Annotated in this window: 17 protein-coding genes and 2 riboswitches; of the genes, 8 read left to right on the forward strand and 9 right to left on the reverse strand. The window is 68.3% G+C overall.

What is annotated here, in order from left to right; translation table 11 throughout:
- Nucleotides 1-191: 191 nt before the first annotated feature.
- From ABE546_RS05985 to ABE546_RS06000, 4 genes are all read left to right on the forward strand, one after another.
- Complete coding sequence (locus tag ABE546_RS05985; RefSeq protein ID WP_346462936.1) at nt 192-2,693, forward strand: DNA topoisomerase I; 2,502 nt, start codon at nt 192-194, stop codon at nt 2,691-2,693.
- A gap of 67 nt (nt 2,694-2,760) precedes the next feature.
- Nucleotides 2,761-3,321 (forward strand): Sua5/YciO/YrdC/YwlC family protein, encoded by a 561-nt coding sequence (locus ABE546_RS05990; protein ID WP_346462937.1) that lies wholly within the window; start codon nt 2,761-2,763, stop codon nt 3,319-3,321.
- Nucleotides 3,322-3,364: 43 nt separating this feature from the next.
- On the forward strand, nt 3,365-4,168 hold the full coding sequence (locus ABE546_RS05995) for a DUF4124 domain-containing protein (RefSeq protein ID WP_346462938.1): 804 nt from the start codon (nt 3,365-3,367) through the stop codon (nt 4,166-4,168).
- The gene (locus ABE546_RS06000; RefSeq protein ID WP_313209047.1) at nt 4,165-4,815 is read left to right on the forward strand and encodes a DUF4124 domain-containing protein; all 651 of its coding nucleotides are present in this window, start codon (nt 4,165-4,167) and stop codon (nt 4,813-4,815) included. The genes ABE546_RS05995 and ABE546_RS06000 overlap by 4 nt, the downstream gene beginning before the upstream one ends.
- 95 nt (nt 4,816-4,910) lie before the next feature.
- On the opposite strand, the gene ABE546_RS06005 is transcribed toward ABE546_RS06000, so the two are convergent.
- Nucleotides 4,911-5,687 (reverse strand): SDR family oxidoreductase, encoded by a 777-nt coding sequence (locus tag ABE546_RS06005; protein WP_046274143.1) that lies wholly within the window; start codon nt 5,685-5,687, stop codon nt 4,911-4,913.
- A gap of 154 nt (nt 5,688-5,841) precedes the next feature.
- Between ABE546_RS06005 and ABE546_RS06010 the strand changes: the two genes are divergently transcribed.
- Nucleotides 5,842-6,078: a hypothetical protein gene (locus tag ABE546_RS06010; protein ID WP_313219494.1), complete on the forward strand. Its 237-nt coding sequence runs from the start codon at nt 5,842-5,844 to the stop codon at nt 6,076-6,078.
- Nucleotides 6,079-6,152: 74 nt separating this feature from the next.
- Here ABE546_RS06010 and sppA read toward each other — a convergent pair whose 3' ends face one another.
- The 4 genes from sppA to ABE546_RS06030 form a co-directional block, all read right to left on the reverse strand.
- The gene (sppA, locus tag ABE546_RS06015) at nt 6,153-8,060 is read right to left on the reverse strand and encodes a signal peptide peptidase SppA (RefSeq protein WP_346462939.1); all 1,908 of its coding nucleotides are present in this window, start codon (nt 8,058-8,060) and stop codon (nt 6,153-6,155) included.
- A gap of 75 nt (nt 8,061-8,135) precedes the next feature.
- On the reverse strand, nt 8,136-9,500 hold the full coding sequence (locus tag ABE546_RS06020) for an MATE family efflux transporter (RefSeq protein ID WP_313219492.1): 1,365 nt from the start codon (nt 9,498-9,500) through the stop codon (nt 8,136-8,138).
- 119 nt (nt 9,501-9,619) lie between these two features.
- The gene (locus ABE546_RS06025; RefSeq protein WP_313209043.1) at nt 9,620-10,183 is read right to left on the reverse strand and encodes a DUF3106 domain-containing protein; all 564 of its coding nucleotides are present in this window, start codon (nt 10,181-10,183) and stop codon (nt 9,620-9,622) included.
- Nucleotides 10,176-11,180, reverse strand: a complete 1,005-nt coding sequence (locus ABE546_RS06030) for a hypothetical protein (RefSeq protein WP_313209042.1) — start codon at nt 11,178-11,180, stop codon at nt 10,176-10,178. Before ABE546_RS06030 ends, ABE546_RS06025 begins: the two co-directional genes overlap by 8 nt.
- 437 nt (nt 11,181-11,617) lie before the next feature.
- Here ABE546_RS06030 and ABE546_RS06035 point away from each other — a divergent pair, with 437 nt between their 5' ends.
- Entirely contained in the window at nt 11,618-13,798 is a 2,181-nt protein-coding gene (locus ABE546_RS06035) for a primosomal protein N' (protein WP_313219491.1), read from the forward strand.
- Between the two features lie 61 nt (nt 13,799-13,859).
- Here the strand turns inward: ABE546_RS06035 and ABE546_RS06040 are convergent, their stop codons facing one another.
- Together ABE546_RS06040 and ABE546_RS06045 are read right to left on the reverse strand one after the other, a co-directional pair.
- Nucleotides 13,860-14,480, reverse strand: a complete 621-nt coding sequence (locus tag ABE546_RS06040) for a glutathione S-transferase (RefSeq protein ID WP_346462940.1) — start codon at nt 14,478-14,480, stop codon at nt 13,860-13,862.
- Between the two features lie 74 nt (nt 14,481-14,554).
- A complete protein-coding gene (locus tag ABE546_RS06045) occupies nt 14,555-15,316 on the reverse strand; it encodes an NYN domain-containing protein (protein WP_102788585.1) in 762 nt (253 codons plus the stop codon).
- Nucleotides 15,317-15,478: 162 nt separating this feature from the next.
- On the opposite strand from ABE546_RS06045, the gene ABE546_RS06050 reads away from it, so the two are divergent.
- Nucleotides 15,479-16,771, forward strand: coding sequence for an NAD(P)/FAD-dependent oxidoreductase (locus ABE546_RS06050; protein WP_313219489.1), 1,293 nt, complete (start codon nt 15,479-15,481; stop codon nt 16,769-16,771).
- Here ABE546_RS06050 and ABE546_RS06055 read toward each other — a convergent pair whose 3' ends face one another.
- Together ABE546_RS06055 and ABE546_RS06060 are read right to left on the reverse strand one after the other, a co-directional pair.
- Nucleotides 16,772-17,116: a ribonuclease E inhibitor RraB gene (locus ABE546_RS06055; RefSeq protein WP_313209039.1), complete on the reverse strand. Its 345-nt coding sequence runs from the start codon at nt 17,114-17,116 to the stop codon at nt 16,772-16,774.
- Nucleotides 17,117-17,201: 85 nt separating this feature from the next.
- Entirely contained in the window at nt 17,202-17,471 is a 270-nt protein-coding gene (locus ABE546_RS06060; protein ID WP_313209038.1) for a GIY-YIG nuclease family protein, read from the reverse strand.
- 44 nt (nt 17,472-17,515) lie between these two features.
- A riboswitch (glycine riboswitch) is annotated at nt 17,516-17,609 on the forward strand.
- A gap of 8 nt (nt 17,610-17,617) precedes the next feature.
- A riboswitch (glycine riboswitch) is annotated at nt 17,618-17,709 on the forward strand.
- A 93-nt stretch (nt 17,710-17,802) separates the two neighbouring features.
- Here ABE546_RS06060 and ABE546_RS06065 point away from each other — a divergent pair.
- Entirely contained in the window at nt 17,803-18,420 is a 618-nt protein-coding gene (locus ABE546_RS06065; protein WP_313209037.1) for a trimeric intracellular cation channel family protein, read from the forward strand.
- Nucleotides 18,421-18,472 lie beyond the last annotated feature (52 nt).

Genomic DNA, 18,472 nt, shown 5'->3' on the forward strand with positions numbered 1-18,472 from the left:
GAGCCATCCTCACACCGGGCCGCTTGACATGAGCGGGCCCGGCGTGATTCCACTAATAGGCAGAAAGCTGAACGCCCGGCCCACCCCCGGGCGTTCGGTTTATGTATATCGCCCGCGCCGCTTCACTAATGCGGCCATTTGCTCCACCCTAGCGGCCCTCCCCGGGGCCCTGCCCATAGAATCCTGACGCCATGCCCAAGCACCTGCTCATCGTCGAATCGCCCGCCAAGGCCAAGACGATCAACAAATACCTCGGCAAGGACTTCACTGTCCTGGCCTCGTATGGGCATGTGCGTGACCTGGTGCCCAAGGAAGGCGCGGTCGACCCCGACAACAACTTCGCGATGCGGTACGACCTCATCGAGAAGAACGAAAAGCACGTCGATGCCATCGTCAAGGCCGCCAAGGGCGCCGACGACATCTTCCTGGCGACCGATCCGGATCGCGAGGGTGAAGCGATCAGCTGGCACATCGCCGAGATCCTGAAGGAGCGCGGGCTGGTCAAGGACAAGCCGATGCAGCGCGTGGTCTTCACCGAGATCACCCCGCGCGCCATCAAGGAAGCGATGGGCCACCCGCGCGAAATCGCCGGTGACCTGGTCGATGCCCAGCAGGCGCGCCGCGCGCTGGATTACCTGGTCGGCTTCAACCTGTCCCCGGTGCTGTGGCGCAAGGTGCAGCGCGGCCTGTCCGCCGGCCGTGTGCAGAGCCCGGCACTGCGCATGATCGTCGAGCGCGAAGAAGAGATCGAAGCCTTCATCGCCCGCGAGTACTGGAGCATCGATGCGCTGTGCGCGCATCCTTCGCAGCACTTCAATGCGCGCCTGATCAAGCTGGACGGGCAGAAGTTCGAACAGTTCACCGTGACCGACGGCGATACCGCCGAGGCCGCGCGCCTGCGCATCCAGCAGGCCGCCCAGGGCGCCCTGCACGTCACCGACGTGGTCAGCAAGGAGCGCAAGCGTCGCCCGGCGCCGCCGTTCACCACCTCCACGCTGCAGCAGGAAGCCTCGCGCAAGCTCGGTTTCACCACGCGCAAGACCATGCAGGTCGCGCAGAAGCTGTATGAAGGCATGGCGATCGGTGAGGAAGAAGGCACCGTCGGCCTGATCTCGTACATGCGTACCGACTCGGTGAACCTCTCGCAGGACGCGCTGGCCGAAATCCGCGATGTGATCGCACGCGATTACGGCATCGGCTCGCTGCCGGACCAGCCCAACACCTACCAGACCAAATCCAAGAACGCCCAGGAAGCGCACGAAGCCGTGCGTCCGACCTCGGCGCTGCGCACCCCGGCCCAGGTGGCGCGCTTCCTCACCGATGACGAGCGCAAGCTGTACGAGCTGATCTGGAAGCGCGCCGTCGCCTGCCAGATGATCCCGGCCACGCTCAACACCGTCAGCGTGGACCTGTCGGCCGGCAGCGAGCATGTGTTCCGCGCCAGCGGCACCACCGTGGTCGTGCCCGGCTTCCTGGCCGTGTACGAGGAAGGCAAGGACAACAAGAGTGCCGACGACGACGATGAAGGCCGCAAGCTGCCGGCGATGAAGCCCGGCGACCGCGTGCCGCTCGATCGCATCCTGGCCGAACAGCACTTCACCCAGCCGCCGCCGCGCTTCACCGAAGCGGCGCTGGTCAAGGCGCTCGAGGAGTACGGCATCGGCCGCCCCTCGACCTATGCCTCGATCATCCAGACCCTGCTGTTCCGCAAGTACGTGGAGATGGAGGGCCGCAGCTTCCGCCCGTCCGACGTCGGCCGCGCGGTCTCCAAGTTCCTGTCCAGCCACTTCACCCAGTACGTGGATTATGACTTCACCGCCAAGCTCGAAGACGAGCTCGATGCGGTGTCGCGTGGCGAGGAGGACTGGATCCCGCTGATGGCGCGGTTCTGGGAACCGTTCCACAAGCTGGTCGGCGAAAAGAACGAATCGGTCGATCGCGCCGAGGCCAGTGGCGCGCGCGAGCTCGGCACCGACCCCAAGACCGGCAAGCCGGTCAGCGTGCGGCTGGGCCGCTTCGGGCCGTACGCGGCAATCGGCAGCACCGCCGAGGACGCCGAGGACAAGCCCAAGTTCGCCTCGCTGCGCCCCGGCCAGTCGATGCACACCATCTCCCTGGAAGACGCGCTGGAGCTGTTCCTGATGCCGCGTGCGCTCGGCCAGGACAAGGACGAGGACGTCAGCGTCGGCATCGGCCGGTTCGGTCCGTTCGCCAAGCGTGGCAGCACCTATGCCTCGCTGAAGAAAGAAGACGACCCGTACACCATCGACCTGGCCCGCGCCGTGTTCCTGATCGAAGAGAAGGAAGAGATCGCGCGCAACCGGATCATCAAGGAGTTCGAGGGCAGCGAGATCCAGGTCCTCAATGGTCGCTTCGGCCCGTACATCAGCGATGGCAAGATGAACGGCAAGATCCCGAAGGATCGCGAGCCGGCCTCGCTGACCCTGGCCGAAGTGCAGACGCTGATGGAAGAAACCGGCAAGCCGGTGCGCAAGGGCTTCGGCAAGAAAGCCGCCAAGAAGGTCGTTGCCAAGAAGGCGCCGGCCAAGAAGGCTGCCGCTGGCGAAGCGACCAAGAAGACCGCCACCAAGAAGGCTGCGGTGAAGAAGGTTGCCAAGAAGGCCACGGCGAAGAAGGCCACCAAGAAGGTGGCCAAGAAAGCCGTGAAGAAGGCCGTCAAAAAGGCCTCCTGACCGCCCTGGTTGACCCCTCCCGCCACGGCGGGAGGATAATGCGGGCCATGCACCCGGGTCGCCTGTCATGAACGAACTCACTGTGGACACTGCCCTGCCTGCGCTGCGCGCCGGCGGGGTGATCGCCTATCCCACCGAAGCGGTCTGGGGGCTGGGCTGCGATCCCGCGCACGAAGCGGCGGTGATGAAGCTGCTGCAGCTCAAGCAGCGCCCGGTCGAGAAGGGGATGATCCTGGTTGCCGCCGATCCGGCCCAACTGGATGGCTGGGTGCGGATGGATGCCCTGCCGCTGGATCGCCAAGGCGCGGTCCTGGCCAGCTGGCCCGGTGCCAACACCTGGATCCTGCCCGCTGGCGAACGTGCGCCGCGCTGGATCACCGGCGAACACAGCGGCATCGCGGTGCGCATCAGCGCGCACCCCCTGGTCGCCGCGCTGTGCCGCGCCTGGGGCGGCCCACTGGTCTCCACCAGTGCCAACCTCGCCGGCGAGCCGCCAGCACGCACACGCGCCGAACTGGACCCGCGCCTGCTGGCGTTGCTGGATGGCCTGATCGATGGCCAGACCGGTGGCCTGGCGCAGCCCACGCCGATCCGCGATGCGCTCAGCGGCCAGGTATTGCGCAGCTGAGCCGCCTTTTGCGCGCGGGCGGGCAAAGCCGCACACTGGCCGCATGACCCTGCGCCCTGCTCTGTGGTTGTCCCTGCTCACGTTGCTGAGCCCTGCCGTGCCCGCCGCCGCGCAGAGCGACAACGTGCGCGTCTACCGCTGCGTGGGCAGCAACGGCGCCGTCTCGCTGCAGGACGCGCCATGCCGCGAGGGCCGGCAGGAAGTCCGCGACCTGCAGCGCCCACGCGACCCGGCCCCGCAGGTAGTGCGCAGCGACCGCGCGCCCGACCCGATGCCTGCCCCGCGCGCACCCGAGCGCGAGGTGCGCTACGTGCACGTGCAGCCGCCGCAGCCGATGTACGAGTGCACCACCAGCGAGGGCGACAGCTACGTCAGCGACAGCAACGAGGGCAATCCACGCTGGGTGCCGATCTGGACCGAGGCCTATCTGCCGTATCCACCTGGCCCGAGGCCGCCGTCGGGTGGCTATCGGCCGTCGCGTCCGCTGCCACCGATCGCACCGATGGGCAGCGGTTCGGTGAGCAGCAGTGGCGGTGCGGTCTCGGTGACCGGCAACGGCTCGCGGGTGGGCGGCAGCATCAGCATCGGCGGCGGCAGCTCGCACTGGCAGGGCGGTGGGTATCCGCATCCGGGGTTGGGCAACAGCGTGGTGGTACCGGCCGGCAACGTGCTGGTGCGCGACGAATGCCATGCGCTGCCCGCACAGGAAGTCTGCGCGCGGCTGAAAGACCGGCGCTGGGCGCTGATCCGCCGCTACAACAGTGCGCTGCAGAGCGAACGCGACGCGCTGACCCGCGAGCAGCGCGGGATCGATGCGCGCCTGGACCAGGACTGCGGGGGGGCATGACACGCTGCCTGCTGCTTCTGTTGCTTGTGAGCCTGCCCGCTGCGGCGGACGAGGCGGTGTTCTTCCGCTGCACCGATGCGGGCGGCCAGTTGACCATCCAGAGCGTCGCCTGCCCCGCTGGCAGCGAGCAGCGCATCCAGCGGATCAGCGCGCCGGTGCGTGGCCCGGCAGCCGTGGAGAATGCGCCGGCTGCGCCCACCCCTGACTACCGCATGCCACCGTTGCCGCAGGACGGCGACGAAGACAGCGGCCTGCTCGACAGCGCAGCGCTGCGCCCGGCAGCCGCGGCGGAGGAGCCCGACGACGCCCGCCCACCCAAACCGCCGCTGCCGGAGATCTACCAGTGCGTTTCTGCCGATGGCGGCCGCTACCTGCATGAGCGCGAGCCGGCCCCGTCACGCTGCGAATCGCTGGCCCTTACCGGCCTGGGGGGCAGCCATGCGCCGAGCAATGCAGCCAGCTGCGAAGTGGTGCGCGATGCCTGCGAGCCGGTAGCGGAGCAACAGCGCTGCAGCAGCTGGCAGCAGCGCTTGCGCGATGCGCGCGGGCGCGAGCGCTTCGCTGCGCCGGAGAACCAGGCCGCGGCGACCGCCGAACGTACGCGGCTGGAAGCCGTGTTGGCCGAGAGCGATTGCCCCGTGCCATGACCGGGTTTAACCCCGCGTCGTGACTGGATTCACCGTGCGTCATGACCGCGTTCTGCCGCGCACCCTGTGACCGGCAGTGCCGGCCGCTGGCCGGCTCAGAACCCGTAGCGCAGGAACCCACCGTCCACCGCGATGCACTCGCCGGTGACATAGCTGGAGGCTGGCAGGCACAGGAAACCGACCGCCGCCGCCACCTCTTCGGGCTCGCCGATACGGCGCATCGGCGTGCGGTCGATCACCTGCTCGTAGTAGTCCGGATCGGACAACGGCCCGGAGGTCCGCCGGGTGCGGATGTACCACGGCGCCACGGCGTTGACGCGGATGCCGTCCTCTGCCCACTCCACCGCCAGATTGCGGGTCATCTGGTGCATCGCGGCCTTGGTCATGCCGTACACCGCGCCGCTGCGCACGTGGGTCAGGCCGGACACGCTGCCGACGTTGACGATCGCCGAGGCCGCGTGCCGCGCCAGCAGCGGGTGCGCGTAGCGCGACAGCTCGAACGCCGAAAACAGATTGGTCTCGAAGATCCCGCGCCACTCGTCTTCGGTGTATTCGGTGGCCGGCTTGCTGATGTTGCCACCGGCGTTGTTGACCAGGATGTGCAGCCCATCGCTGTGGTCCTCCACCCAGTCCAGGATTTCGCGGCGGTCCTCGTCATCGGAGACGTCGGCAGCCAGCCCGTGGATCTCACGATCCGGGTAGGCATCAGCCAGTTCATCGCGGGCCATCTCCAGCGCATCCGCATCGCGGCCGACGATCAGCAGGTCCGCACCGAAGCCCAGCAGTTCGCGCGCGATCGCCAAGCCGATGCCGGCACTCGCACCGGTGATCAATGCGGTCTGTCCATCCAGTCGCCAACGTTGCGCGCTCACGTGCTTCTCCTGCGGTGATCCATGGGATGCAGCACCCACGGTGCGGCCTGGATAGGATAACGCGCGATGGCCGGCCTACCGGACGCCATCACGCGCAAGGCGCGAAGCGGTGGGACACTGATGCTCCGCTACCGGCTCACCGAGGGAGGTTGCCATGACGATCCGTATTGCCCTGCCGCTGCTCGCGATGATCGCGCTGAGCGCCTGCAACCGGCCAGTGCCGCCGGCACCGGACACACCACCGGAACCGCAGGCCACTGAACTGCGCGATGCGATCCAGGCACCGATCGACCGCGCCAAGGCGGTCAGTGACACCCTGCAGCAGTCCGCCGATGCTCGCGCCGCCGAAGCCGACCGCGCCAGCGGTGACACGCCACCGCCCAGCCCCTGACACCCATCGGCCGGATGGCAGAACGCCCGGCACAGGCCGGGCGTTCGGGTGTCACACAGTACCGCTGAGGCCGCTTACAGACCGCAGAAGCAGTACACCAGCGTCTTGACCGGCGCGGCGTTGTTGCGCGGGTCGCGTGCGGCGTCCTCGACGAAGCGCAGCTGGGTGTCCAGCTCCGGCATTGAACGGGCCAGCATCAGACGGGCCATGCCCGACTCGCCCAGCATCCAGGCACCGGCATGGCTGCCGGCGAAGCCGCTGAGGAACTGCGCGAACGGCGTGGCCGCCTTCTCGATGTAACGCACGCGGAACTTGCCGGCCTCACCAAGCTTGGCGCGGCTGGCGGCATCCGCCACCGCGGCCTTCAGGCCACCGAAGTCATCGACCAGGCCACGTTCCTTGGCCTGCGCACCGCTCCACACACGACCGCGGGCGACTTCATCCACCGCTTCCACCGGCTTGTTGCGCGCGGCGGCGACCTTGCCGGTGAAATCGGCGTAGCCCTTGTTGATCACCGACTGGATGACCTGGCCCACGGCCGGGTCCATCGGGCGGGTGATGTCGAACGCACCGGCGAAGCGGGTGGTGCCCACGCCATCGGTATGCACGCCGATCTTGTCCAGCGAGCGGGCCACGTTCGGGATCATCCCGAAGATGCCGATCGAACCGGTGATCGTGGAGGGGTCAGCGTAGATGCGATCGGCATTCATGCTGATCCAGTAACCGCCCGAGGCGGCCAGATCGCCCATCGAGACCACCACCGGCTTGCCGGCTTCCTTCAGCGCGACCACTTCACGGCGGATCTGCTCGGAGGCGAACACTTCACCGCCCGGCGAGCTCACGCGCAGCACCACGGCCTTCACGTCCTTGTCGTCGCGCGCTTCGCGCAGCAGGGCCGAGGTCGACTCGCCACCGATGCGGCCGGCCGGCAGATCGCCACCGGAGATTTCACCGGACGCCACGATCACCGCCACCTGCGGACGCGAATCCACCGGCGAACGGCGGCCATCGAGCACGCTCAGGTAGGCATCCAGATTGACGTTGCGGTAGCCACCGTCCGCGTCGTCGTCGGCGATGCCGCGCTCGGTGAGCAGGGTGTCCACTTCCTCGCGCGTCTTCAGGCCGTCCACCAGCTTCTGCTGCAGGGCGAACTTGGCCAGGTCGCCACCAGCGGCGGCGATGCCTTCGGGCATGGTATCGATGCCGGCGGCCAGCTGGGCCGGGTCGAGCTTGCGTGCCTTGGCGATGTCGGCCAGGTAGCGCTGCCACACATCGTTCATCCAGAACAGGTCGGCTTCCTTGGCCTGCGGCGATGCGGCGTCCAGCACGTACGGCTCGGCGGCCGACTTGTACTCACCCACCTTGAACAGGTGCACGTCCACGCCCAGCTTGTCCTGCAGGCCGGTGCGGAAGTACTGGCGATAGCGGCCCAGGCCCTCGAGCACCACGCCGCCCATCGGGTCCAGGTAGACCTCATCGGCCTGCGAGGCCAGCAGGTACTGCGACTGGCCCATGTTCTCGCTGAAGGCCACGACCTGCTTGCCAGCGGCACGCAGTTCCTGCAGCGCTACGGTCACTTCGCGCATCGAGGCGAAGCCGCTCGGCTGCAGCTTGTCCAGCTCCAGCACCACACGCTCGATCTTCTTGTCGGTCTTGGCCGCCTCCAGCGCGCGGATCAGATCACGCAGCTGGATTTCTTCGGCGCCCTTGTCACCGACGGCCTTGCCCAGCGCGCGGCTGACCGGATCGGCGCTGAACTGCTCGACCAGCCGACCTTCCGGCGCGATGACCAGCGTGGTGCGGTCCTGCAGCGACGCCTTCGAGGTCGCGCTCTTGCCCATCGCGACGATGAACAGGATCAGGATCAGGAACAGCAGGCCGAAGAACACCAGGTTGAGGATGAGCCGGCGGGTAAAGTTCATCACATCCCACAGCCCGATGAAGAAGCTGGCGACGGGATTGCGACGCGCGGGTTGGTTCATGGGGGTAACTCCAGAGTGGCTTCTTGCCGTGGTGCCAGAATAGCCGTTGCCGGGCGCGCCGGCATCGGACACAAGTCAGGGGGTCGATGGGAGGCCGGCACGGGCGCTGCTCACGCGCAGGCGCCAGGCCATGAGGATCGCGGCGGCGGTCAGGCCCAGGATCAGGCCCAGCCACATGCCCTGCGGGCCCATGCCCAAGCCCAGTCCCAGCCCGGCGCCGAGCGGCATGCCCAGGCCCCAGTACGAGAACATGGCGATGAACATCGGCACGCGGGTGTCCTTCAGGCCGCGCAACGCACCGGCCGAAAGCACCTGGATGCCATCCGGGAACTGGAACGCGGCTGCATACAGCAGCAGGGTCGAGGCCAGTGCAGCCACGCCCAGATCGTTCGTGTAGACGCCGACGATGGCGTCATGGCCAAGCAGCAGCACCAGCGCCGACAGCGTCTGGGTGCCCAGGATGATCAGCAGCCCGGCGATCGCCGCGCGGCGCACACCCAGCCCGTTGCCGCTGCCGACCGCATGGCCGACCCGCACCGTGGTGGCTTCGGCCACGCCCATCGGGATCATGAAGCACAGCTGCGCCACATTGATCGCGATCTGGTGCGAGGCCGCTTCGGTGGCGCCGAGGCGGCCGATCAGCAGCGCGGTGACGATGAACAGGCCGCCTTCCATCAGCACGGTGATGCCGATCGGCAGGCCGGTGCGCAGCAGCTCCCAGATCGCGCTCCAGCGCGGCGCGTCGAAGTGCGAGAACAACTGCAGGTGGGCGAAGCGCTTGGTCTTCCACAGGTAACCGGCAAAGCACAGCGCCTGCAGCCACATCATGATCGCCGAGGCCATGCCCAGGCCTTCGGCGCCCAGCTCGGGGAAGCCGAGCTTGCCGTAGCAGAGCACGTAGCCCAGCGGCGCCAGCACCAACAGGCCACCAAAGCCGAGCAGCATGGTCGGCAGCGTCCAGTGCATCCCTTCGCTGAGGTAGCGCATGCAGAAGTACAGCGTCAGCGCTGGGCCGCCCCAGCGCACCGCATGCAGGAACGCGGTCGCGCCGGGCACGATATCCGGCGCGATGCCGAACGCCGGCAGCAGCGGCGGCACCACCGTGAGGAAGGTGAACATGATCAGCCCCAGCCCCAGCGCCAGCCACAGCGCCTGGCGGAACAGCGGACCGATCTCGCGCTCGCGGCCCGCACCGTGCAGCTGCGACACCGAGGCGGTCAGCGAGATCAGGGTGCCGATCGGGATCAGCATCGGCAGCCACAGCAGCGCCGTGCCGATGGTGACGGCCGCGAGGGTGTGGGTGCCGTGGTGACCGGCGATCACGTTGTCGACGAAAGAGATCAGGCCGGTGGAGACATGGCCCAGAACCAACGGCAGCGCGAGCAGACCGGTGGCGCGCACTTCCCGGGAGAGGCGCGGCGTGGAGGAAGCGGTAGACATGGGAGTCACAGACGGCAACTACGGTCGCGCGCGGAGGGCACAGGCACCGGGTTGCGGCCCGCCATCTTACGCGCGCGGCCGGGGAAAAGCCGCGCTTTCAGGTAAACGGGCCGAAGCCGTCAGTGGCCCACGTTCTCGCGCAGCCAGCTGTCCCGTGCGGCCGGCGCCACGCCAAGGAATTCGGCGCGCACGCGGTCGCGGTCCTGCGGTGGAGTGCGCTGGGCGACCAGGGTCAGCTGGGTGAGCTGGGAGGGCGTGAGCTGGCGCAGCACCGCCAGCGCGGTGGGGCGCTGCTCGGCCGGCAGATACCCGAACAGGCCCTGCAGCTTGGTGAACTCATGCCCGAGCTGTGGGCCAAGCAGCCAGCCGTCGCGGAAGCGCTGGTCCTGTTCGGCGAAGCGCTGGCGAAGCGCCTGCTGCTGGGCCGGCGGCAGCGCCGCCACGCGCGCCGCCGCGGCGCGGACACGGGCACGCTCGCTTTCGGTCATGGCCTGCCAGGCGGCGTAGCGGCTGCGCAGCTCGCGCAGCTGGGCCGGATCCAGCGCTGCGGGGGTGGTCGGGATCGCCGGTGCAGTGGCACTGGCCGGCGCCGGCACCGCGAGCGGCACCTCCACCCGGTTGGGGGCGGCGATGGCCGCACTGGAAAGCCCGAGGGCGATCAGCAGGAAGACAGGCTTACTCATCGGCGGCAGCCGTCTCCAGGCCGGCGGTAGCGGGTTCGGGGCGGCTCGGCTGGGCCTGGGATTCATCCACGGGCACGGGGCCACCCGCAGCAAACCATGCGTACAGATCGGCATCGCGGGCGGTCGGCAGATCCGGATCGGCCAGCATCGCCGCGTCCGTGGCCGCGTAGGGCGAGGCGGTCGGCGCCACGGTCGGCAGGTCGGCCGCCGGCAACGCTTCGACCGTGACCGGGCCGGCATCGGCGACGGCACCTTCGGGGGTATCGGCCATGGGCTCGCCACCCTGACGGGCGTGTTTCCACCACGCCGCGCCGCCGAGCAGCACGCCGGCAGTGACGGCCACGATCAGCACGCCCTTCCACGGGAAACGACGGCCGCGCTGGCGCTTGAGCGGACGGCGCTGGGTGGGGGCATCGGACTTGACCGGCGTGCGCCAGGAGGCGGTATCGGGTTGCTGGCTGGCCGGGGCCGCCACCGGTTGCTGCAGGCGCTGCAGCCGGCTGGCGGGCAGATCGCGGATACGCAGCTGGACCTGCTCGGCCAGCGCGCGCCAGCCGGCGGCATCCGGGTTGCCATGGGCATCGCGCGGGCAGGCATCGGCCAGTGCGTGCTGGTAGTCGGCCATCGGCAGATCCAGGATCTGCGCGGCCGCGGCTTCATCCAGCCCGCCACCGATCCGCAGCACAAAGGCCAACCGCGCCGGCGGGGTCAGCCCGGCCAGGTGCTCCAAGGGGGCAGGCCAACGGCCTGCGGCCGGCTCGCGCAACGGCGCGCGGTGCACCAGCAGCGACCAGAACCGCTCCGGCCACTGGGCCATGGGCAGATCGCTGGCGATGCCGGCGAAGGCGCGCATGACGGCGACCAGCGCCTGTTCGGCGACGGTCGGGTCGCCGCACTGCAGCTCGGCCACGACCAGGGCGCGGCGTTCAACGCCACGGAGAAACGCCGACAGCGCGCCGGCTGCGGTAGAAGAAACGGGGGCGGGCGCAGCCGTCATAGCAACTCCATCATTGTGTGGAAATGATAGCGATTGCGTCACTCCAGCGGCGCGCGGATGTTCATTTCCTGTGAGCGGCCACGCTCCGCAAAGCCTTCCGGCGCAAAAGGTTGTGCACAGCACCACGCAAAACCGGGGTAGAACCACACGTGAGCCCCACGTCAAGTCTGTTTCAACTTTGTTTCACAGCTATGTTGTTGTTTTTATTGCTTATTGTTGCTTGGCTATTTTTTGACCAACCTGAGCAGAACGTCGGAAGTTCCTGACGCAAGGCGGTCACATACGCAGTGGCACACAGACTTATCCACAGAAGATGTGGATAAGCCTGAATCTCCAATCAAGTCGGATATTTAGGTGGGATTTATGATTGGGCGCGCACCCGGTTGAGACGGTGAATGGGCGTGATCCGCTCCGCCCCTGCCCGCTACACTGGCCCGATGACCTCCTCGTCTTCGACCCTGCGCGTCGCCCTGCCGGTGCCGCTGCCGCACTTGTTCGACTATGCCCCGCCGCCCGGGCCAGCCCCGGACCCGGGGATGACCGGGCAGCGGGTCCGGGTGCCGTTCGGCTCGCGGGAGCTGATCGGCGTGGTGGCCGGGATCGGCCAGGTCGAGGACCCGGGCAGCCTGCGTGCCGCGATCGAGTGGATCGACACCACGCCGCTGGTGACCGGTGAGCTGTGGCGCTCGCTGCAGTGGCTGGCGCGCTACACCCATGCCCCGCTGGGCGAGGTGATCAGCACGGCCCTGCCCGGTCCGCTGCGGCGGGGTGAGGCCGTGCCGGACACCCATCAGTGGGGCTGGCAGCTGACGGCGGCCGGCCGCGACCCGCAGCCCAAGCTGCGCAGCGGTACCCGCCCGCAACGTCTGGCCGAGTGCCTGGCCGAGGGCGTGGTGAGCGAAGACCGCCTGGATACCTTGATGGACGACTGGCGCAGCGCGGCCCGGTCGCTGGCCAAGCGCGAGCTGGTCGAACGGATCGCGCTGGCGCATTCACCGGCCATCGCCTCGCCGGCAAGCGGCCCCGCGCCCAACGCCGAACAGGCCGAGGCGATCGCCGCGATCACCGCCGCCGACGGTTTTGGTGCCTTCCTGCTCGATGGCGTGACCGGCAGCGGCAAGACCGAGGTCTACCTGCAGGCGATCGTCGCCTGCCTGGCACGCGGCAAGCAGGCGCTGGTGCTGGTGCCGGAGATCGGGCTGACCCCGCAGACGCTGTCGCGCTTCCGCAACCGCCTGGGCATTCCGGTGCATGTGCTGCACTCGGGCTTGAACGACAACGAGCGCGCCCGCGTGTGGGCCGCCGCCGCGCGGGGCGAAGCACAGGTCATCGTCGGCACGCGCTCGGCGGTGTTCACGCCACTGCCGCATGCGGGCCTGATCGTGATCGACGAAGAGCACGACGGCAGTTACAAACAGCAGGACGGCATCCGCTATCACGCGCGCGATTTCGCGCTGGTACGCGCCAAGGCACTGGACGTCGCCGTCGTGCTCGGCAGCGCCACGCCGTCGCTGGAATCGCTGCACAACGCGCATGCCGGCCGTTACACCCACCTGCGCCTGAAGCAGCGCGCCGGCGCCGCGCGCCCGCCGGTGGTGCGCGTGCTCGATGTGCGCAAACGACCGTTGCGCGATGGGCTCTCGCCGGAAGTACTGGCCGGCATCACCCAGCATCTGCAGGCCGGGCACCAGGTGCTGGTGTTCAAGAACCGCCGCGGTTATGCGCCCGTGCTGCTCTGCCATGACTGTGGCTGGACCGCGCCGTGCCAGCGCTGCGATGCGCCGATGACCGTGCATGCCGGTGGCCGGCGCCTGCAATGCCACCATTGTGGTGCGCGCCAGTCCGCGCCGCTGGCGTGCCCGGACTGCGGCAGCCTGGCGCTGCAGCCGCAGGGCATCGGTACCGAACGGCTGGAAGAACATCTGGTCGAGGCCTTCCCGGAGTTCCCGGTGATCCGCATCGACCGCGGCACCACCGGCAAGCGCGATGCGCTGGAAACCCAGCTGGCCTTGCTGGGCGATCGCGCGGGGATTCTGGTCGGCACGCAGATCCTGGCCAAGGGTCACGACCTGCCGAAGCTGACCCTGGTGGTAGTGGTCGGCATCGATGAAGGTCTGTTCTCGGCCGACTTCCGCGCCAGTGAAAAGCTCGCCCAGCAGCTGATCCAGGTCGCCGGCCGCGCCGGGCGTGCGGTGGATGCCGGCGAGGTCTGGCTGCAGACCCACCACCCGGGGCATCCCCTGCTGGAGACGCTGGTCAACGGCGGCTACCACGCCTTTGCCGATGCGGAGCTTCAGCAGCGCGAGGCGGCCGGTTTCCCGCCGTTCGCGCACCTGGCGCTGCTGCGTGCCGAAGCGCAGCAGGTGGAGCATGCCAACGCGATGCTCAGTGCGGTGCGCGCGTTGATTCCCGACGATGCCGCGGTGGAACGCTACGGCCCGATGCCGGCACCGATGCCCCGCCGCGCCGGCTACCAGCGCACCCAGCTGCTGCTGTCCTCACCCGCGCGACGCCCACTGCATGGCGTGCTGGACCAGGTGACGCCGCAGATCTCCGCGCTGCCGCAGGCACGCAGGGTGCGCTGGTCGCTGGATGTGGATCCGATGGATCTGTACTAGGCCGGCAGGTGCCGACCGTTTGTCGGCACGAGGTAGTGCCGGCCGCTGGCCGGCAACCCGATCAGGTCAACGCCGTCATGACCCCACGCTGGTACGCCGGCCGCTGCTTCAGCCGTTCGTACCAGGCGGCCAGATGCGGCAGGTCCGGCCGCTGGATCGGCATCTCGAACCAGGCATAGATGAAGGCGCCCAGCGGGATATCGCCCATCCCGAACTGCTCACCGGACAGATACGGCTGCCGCGACAAGGCCTCATCGGCCATGGCCAGCAACTCGCCCGAGCGCACCAGTGCGGCAGCGATGCGCGCCTCATCCCGATCAGCGGGCGCGGTCCGCAACGTGCCCCAGAACAGATCGCGGAACACGCCGGCGAAGGTCGAGGTGGTCCAGTCCATCCACTTCTCCGACTGCGCGCGCGCCACCACGTCCTCCGGGTACAGCGTGCCCAGCGCGTAGCGCGCGCAGAGATAGCGCACGATCGTGTTGGATTCCCACAGCGGCAGGCCCTGGTCCTCGATCACCGGCACCAGCCCGTTCGGATTCATCGCGCGGTACGCCGGCGACTGCGTGCCACCGAATGCACCGCCAACTTCGATCGACTCGTAGGGCGCACCGATCTCCTCGGCACACCACAGCACTTTGCGCACGTTGCTGGAATTGCGACGGCCCCAGATTTTCAGCATGATCGGACTCTCGTATCGGGCGATGCGCGGCACGGGGCGCGCGGTGCGGATACGATACGCCCAACGGCGGGCTGTTACTTCGTCGCCTTCGCCGCACTCTTCTTCGGCAGCGCGCGCACATACGTCGATTTGCCGTCCTTCTTCATCTCGAACAGGCCGGTCGCGGCCAGCAGATCGCTGAGTTTGCCGTACCCGTAATTGCGCGAATCGAAGGAGGCCTGGTTGCCGATCTGGCTGCCGACCGGGCCCAGGTGTGACCAGCCATCCTCGGCTTCGGCCGAGGTCACCGCGCGGCGCAGCATCTGCACCAGGCGGGTGTCGTTGCGCAGCTCCGGGCCGCTCTTGCGCGGGCGGGTTTCCTCGTTGTCCTGCTCCACTTCCTGATCGGCCGCATGCGGCTGACCCAGGGCTTCGATGTAGGTGAACTTCGAGCAGGCGTTGACGAACGGCTCGGGCGTTTTCTTTTCGCCGAAGCCGTACACCTTCACCCCGTCGGTCAGCAGACGCATCACCAGCGGGGTGAAATCCGCGTCGCTGGAGACGATCGCAAAACCGTCCAGATTGCGGGCGTACAGCATGTCCATCGCGTCGATCACCATGGCCATGTCCGAGGCGTTCTTGCCGCGGCTGTAGGCGAACTGCTGGATCGGGCGGATCGCGTATTCGTGCAGCACCGATTCCCACCCTTTCAAGCGCGGACTCTTCCAGTTGCCGTAGGCGCGGCGGACATTGGCCACGCCATAGCGGGCGACTTCGGCCAGCACCGCATCGATCTTGGACGAGGGCGCGTTGTCGGCATCGATCAACAGGGCGATGCGCTTTTCCGGTTCGGACATCTCGGTCTCCTGGGCGGGATCGGATCGGCCATCGGGCAAGTGCGATGGCCCCTGAACCCAGTATCGGCCATCGACGTGAACATCGCGCTTCACGTGCGACCATGGGCCGCATCACGAGACGACCTGCGCCGCCCCCCGCCGGCGCCCGCCAAGGAGTGAAGCATGACCCGCGATCCCACGCCCCACCTGCTCATCATCGGTGGCGGTTTTGCCGGCCTCTGGGCCACCCGTGCCCTCGCCTCGGCGCACGTGCGCATCACCCTGGTGGACCGTCGCAACCACCATCTGTTCCAGCCGCTGCTCTACCAGGTGGCCACCGCCGGCCTGTCCGCGCCGGATATCGCCGCACCGCTACGCCACATCCTCGGCGACCAGCGCAACGTTGAAGTGCGGCTGGGCGAAGTGACCGACATCGACAAGGCGGCGCGCACCGCGACCCTGGCCGATGGCACGCAGATCGCCTACGACACCCTGATGCTGTGCACCGGTGCCACCCATGCGTATTTCGGCCACGACGAATGGGCGGCTGATGCGCCGGGCCTGAAGACGCTGGACGATGCCATCGCGCTGCGCCGCAAGCTGCTGCTCGCCTTCGAGCGCGCCGAGGCCGAACCCGATCCCGCGCGCAAAGCGGCCTGGCTGAGTTTCGCCGTGGTCGGCGGTGGCCCCACCGGCGTGGAACTGGCCGGTACCCTGGCCGAGATCGCGCGGCATACGCTGCGCAATGAGTTCCGCCATATCGATCCCGCCTCGGCCAAGGTCCGCCTGGTCGAGGCCGGCCCGCGCGTGCTGTCGACCTTCCCCGAGGTGCTCTCGCTCAAGGCACGGCGGCAGCTGGAAAAGCTGGGCGTGGAAGTGCTCACCGGCACCCCCGTCAGCGACATCAATGCCGAAGGCTTCCAGCTCGGCGAGCGCTTCGTCGAGGCCCGCACCGTGGTCTGGGCCGCCGGTGTCGCCGCCTCACCGCTGGCGCGCACGCTGGACGTGCCACTGGATCGCGCCGGCCGCGTGCCGGTGCAGCCCGATCTCACCCTGGACGGCCACCCGGAGATCTTCGTCGCTGGTGACCTGGCCGCACTGACCCAGGCCGACGGCAAGCCGGTGCCCGGCGTCGCGCCGGCGGCCAAGCAGATGGGCAAGCACGTGGCCACCACGATCCAGGCGCGCCTGGCCGGCAGGCCCGCACCCGGGCCGTTCAAGTATCAGGACTTTGGCAACCTGGCGACCATCGGCCGCATGGCCGCCATCGTCCACCTCGGCCGGCTGCAGCTCTCCGGGGTGCTGGCCTGGTGGTTCTGGCTGGCCGCGCATGTGTTCTTCCTGATCGGCTTCCGCAACCGCGTGGTGGTGCTGTTGAACTGGGCGGTGGCGTACTGGAGCTACCAGCGCAGCGCCCGGATCATCTTCGGTGATGCGCAGGACGATCGCCGACCGAAACGACCGCCCACGCCCTGATCAGCCCTGCGACAGACATCCCCAGCCATCGACCTGGCCGCTGTAGGAGACCGCCTCGCTGGCGAGCAGACCTTCGAAGCCCGAGATGTTCTGGTGGGTCGGCAGCATCAGCGGATGCACCACCACCTGCCACGGGTAGTCGTCGTTGCCCTCGTACGCGGCGAAGGACACCTTCTGGTCGTTCTTGAGCAGGTGCACGGCGAAGGCGATCGCCACGTCCTGGGTCGGGAAGATCAGCGCGAAATCCACCTCGCGCGGAATCGACAGGTCGTCGCCATCCTGCAGCATGTTCCAGAGCACATCGCCATTCTCATCTTCCGGGTACAACGACAGATCGCGGGACATGGCACTCCAGGGCTTGGGCAAGCGGATCAACGAACGAGGGTCGATGGTATGCCGCCAACGAAGGCCCGAACAACCCGCACGGGGGCTACGTGGGATCGGGCAGCGCCAGCCACGCCAGCTTGCGCTCGCGCGGTTGCCGCTTGAGCTGCCACTCGGCCTTCGACGCCGTCGCGCGGTCCGGGTAGGCGCGCATCGCCAGCACCTTCACCGGGGGGTTGGCCCGGGTGTACTTCGCCCCTTTGCCGGCGAGATGGGCCTGGAAGCGCGCGTCCACGTCGTTGCTGATGCCGGCGTAATAGCTGCCGTTGCGGCATTCAAGCAGGTACAGGTACCAGAGGGCGGGTTCAGCGGGCATACCGGGATTATCCCCCGGCACGGGCCCGGCGGCTGCTAGAATCCGCCCCGGATGCAGGAGAGAGGCGCCGCGCTGGCGCCCGCCGAAGGCGCAGGCTCCCATAATCGCTCAGGCCGGTGGCTGCACAGCCACCAACCATGCATCCGACACGCCGATCTGGAGAGAGGTCTTCAATGACCCGCCGAAGGGGCACGTGGCCTTGGCCACCGAACTCTCAGGCAAAAGGACAGCGGGAGCGGCAACGGAATCCCACCCCACGACAGTGCAGCGGCGCTGGCGTGATGCGTGTGCGTTTCCGTCCCCGCCTGACGTGCTTCCCGGAGCCACCCCCATGCTGCTCTCCCTGATCTACCTCATCGCCATCTCGGCCGAAGCCATGACCGGCGCGCTGTCGGCCGGCCGCCGCCGCATGGACCTGTTCGGCGTGGTCATCATCGCCTGCGTCACCGCGCTCGGTGGCGGCTCGCTGCGCGACATCGTGCTCGGCCACTACCCGCTGGGCTGGGTGAAGCACCCGGAGTACCTGGGCTTCACCATCTGCGCGGCGCTGATCGCGACCTGGGTGGCGCGCTGGATGCACCACTTCCGGCGCACCTTCCTGGTCCTCGATGGCCTGGGCCTGATCGCGTTCACCCTGATCGGCTGCGCAGTCGCGCGCGAAGGCGGGCACACCGTGCCGATCATCCTGATCGCCGGCATGCTGACCGGTGCGTTCGGCGGCGTGCTGCGCGATGTGCTGTGCAACGAGGTGCCGCTGATCTTCCAGAAAGAACTGTATGCCGTGATCACCCTGCTCACCGGCGCGGCCTACCTGACCCTGCTGGAACTCGGTGTATCGCTCAACGCGGCCACGCTGTGGTGCCTGGGCGGTGGCTTCCTGTTCCGCCTGCTGGCCATCCACTTCAACTGGGAAATGCCGAAGTTCGTATACCGCGACGAGGTGCATTGAACGGAACGTTCAATGCACCGGTAGCACCCGACCGTTGGTCGGGTGGCGGCGT

The organism is Stenotrophomonas sp. TWI377, from assembly GCF_039674525.1.
GTDB lineage: Bacteria > Pseudomonadota > Gammaproteobacteria > Xanthomonadales > Xanthomonadaceae > Stenotrophomonas.

Excerpts from the sequence above, each read along its gene's own strand:
- ABE546_RS05985 (WP_346462936.1), top strand. The coding sequence starts at position 192 with ATGCCCAAGCACCTGCTCATCGTCGAATCGCCCGCCAAGGCCAAGACG.
- ABE546_RS05990 (WP_346462937.1), top strand. The coding sequence starts at position 2,761 with ATGAACGAACTCACTGTGGACACTGCCCTGCCTGCGCTGCGCGCCGGC.
- ABE546_RS05995 (WP_346462938.1), top strand. The coding sequence starts at position 3,365 with ATGACCCTGCGCCCTGCTCTGTGGTTGTCCCTGCTCACGTTGCTGAGC.
- ABE546_RS06000 (WP_313209047.1), top strand. The coding sequence starts at position 4,165 with ATGACACGCTGCCTGCTGCTTCTGTTGCTTGTGAGCCTGCCCGCTGCG.
- ABE546_RS06010 (WP_313219494.1), top strand. The coding sequence starts at position 5,842 with ATGACGATCCGTATTGCCCTGCCGCTGCTCGCGATGATCGCGCTGAGC.
- sppA (WP_346462939.1), bottom strand. The coding sequence starts at position 8,060 with ATGAACCAACCCGCGCGTCGCAATCCCGTCGCCAGCTTCTTCATCGGG.
- ABE546_RS06020 (WP_313219492.1), bottom strand. The coding sequence starts at position 9,500 with ATGTCTACCGCTTCCTCCACGCCGCGCCTCTCCCGGGAAGTGCGCGCC.
- ABE546_RS06025 (WP_313209043.1), bottom strand. The coding sequence starts at position 10,183 with ATGAGTAAGCCTGTCTTCCTGCTGATCGCCCTCGGGCTTTCCAGTGCG.
- ABE546_RS06030 (WP_313209042.1), bottom strand. The coding sequence starts at position 11,180 with ATGACGGCTGCGCCCGCCCCCGTTTCTTCTACCGCAGCCGGCGCGCTG.
- ABE546_RS06035 (WP_313219491.1), top strand. The coding sequence starts at position 11,618 with ATGACCTCCTCGTCTTCGACCCTGCGCGTCGCCCTGCCGGTGCCGCTG.
- ABE546_RS06040 (WP_346462940.1), bottom strand. The coding sequence starts at position 14,480 with ATGCTGAAAATCTGGGGCCGTCGCAATTCCAGCAACGTGCGCAAAGTG.
- ABE546_RS06045 (WP_102788585.1), bottom strand. The coding sequence starts at position 15,316 with ATGTCCGAACCGGAAAAGCGCATCGCCCTGTTGATCGATGCCGACAAC.
- ABE546_RS06050 (WP_313219489.1), top strand. The coding sequence starts at position 15,479 with ATGACCCGCGATCCCACGCCCCACCTGCTCATCATCGGTGGCGGTTTT.
- ABE546_RS06055 (WP_313209039.1), bottom strand. The coding sequence starts at position 17,116 with ATGTCCCGCGATCTGTCGTTGTACCCGGAAGATGAGAATGGCGATGTG.
- ABE546_RS06060 (WP_313209038.1), bottom strand. The coding sequence starts at position 17,471 with ATGCCCGCTGAACCCGCCCTCTGGTACCTGTACCTGCTTGAATGCCGC.
- ABE546_RS06065 (WP_313209037.1), top strand. The coding sequence starts at position 17,803 with ATGCTGCTCTCCCTGATCTACCTCATCGCCATCTCGGCCGAAGCCATG.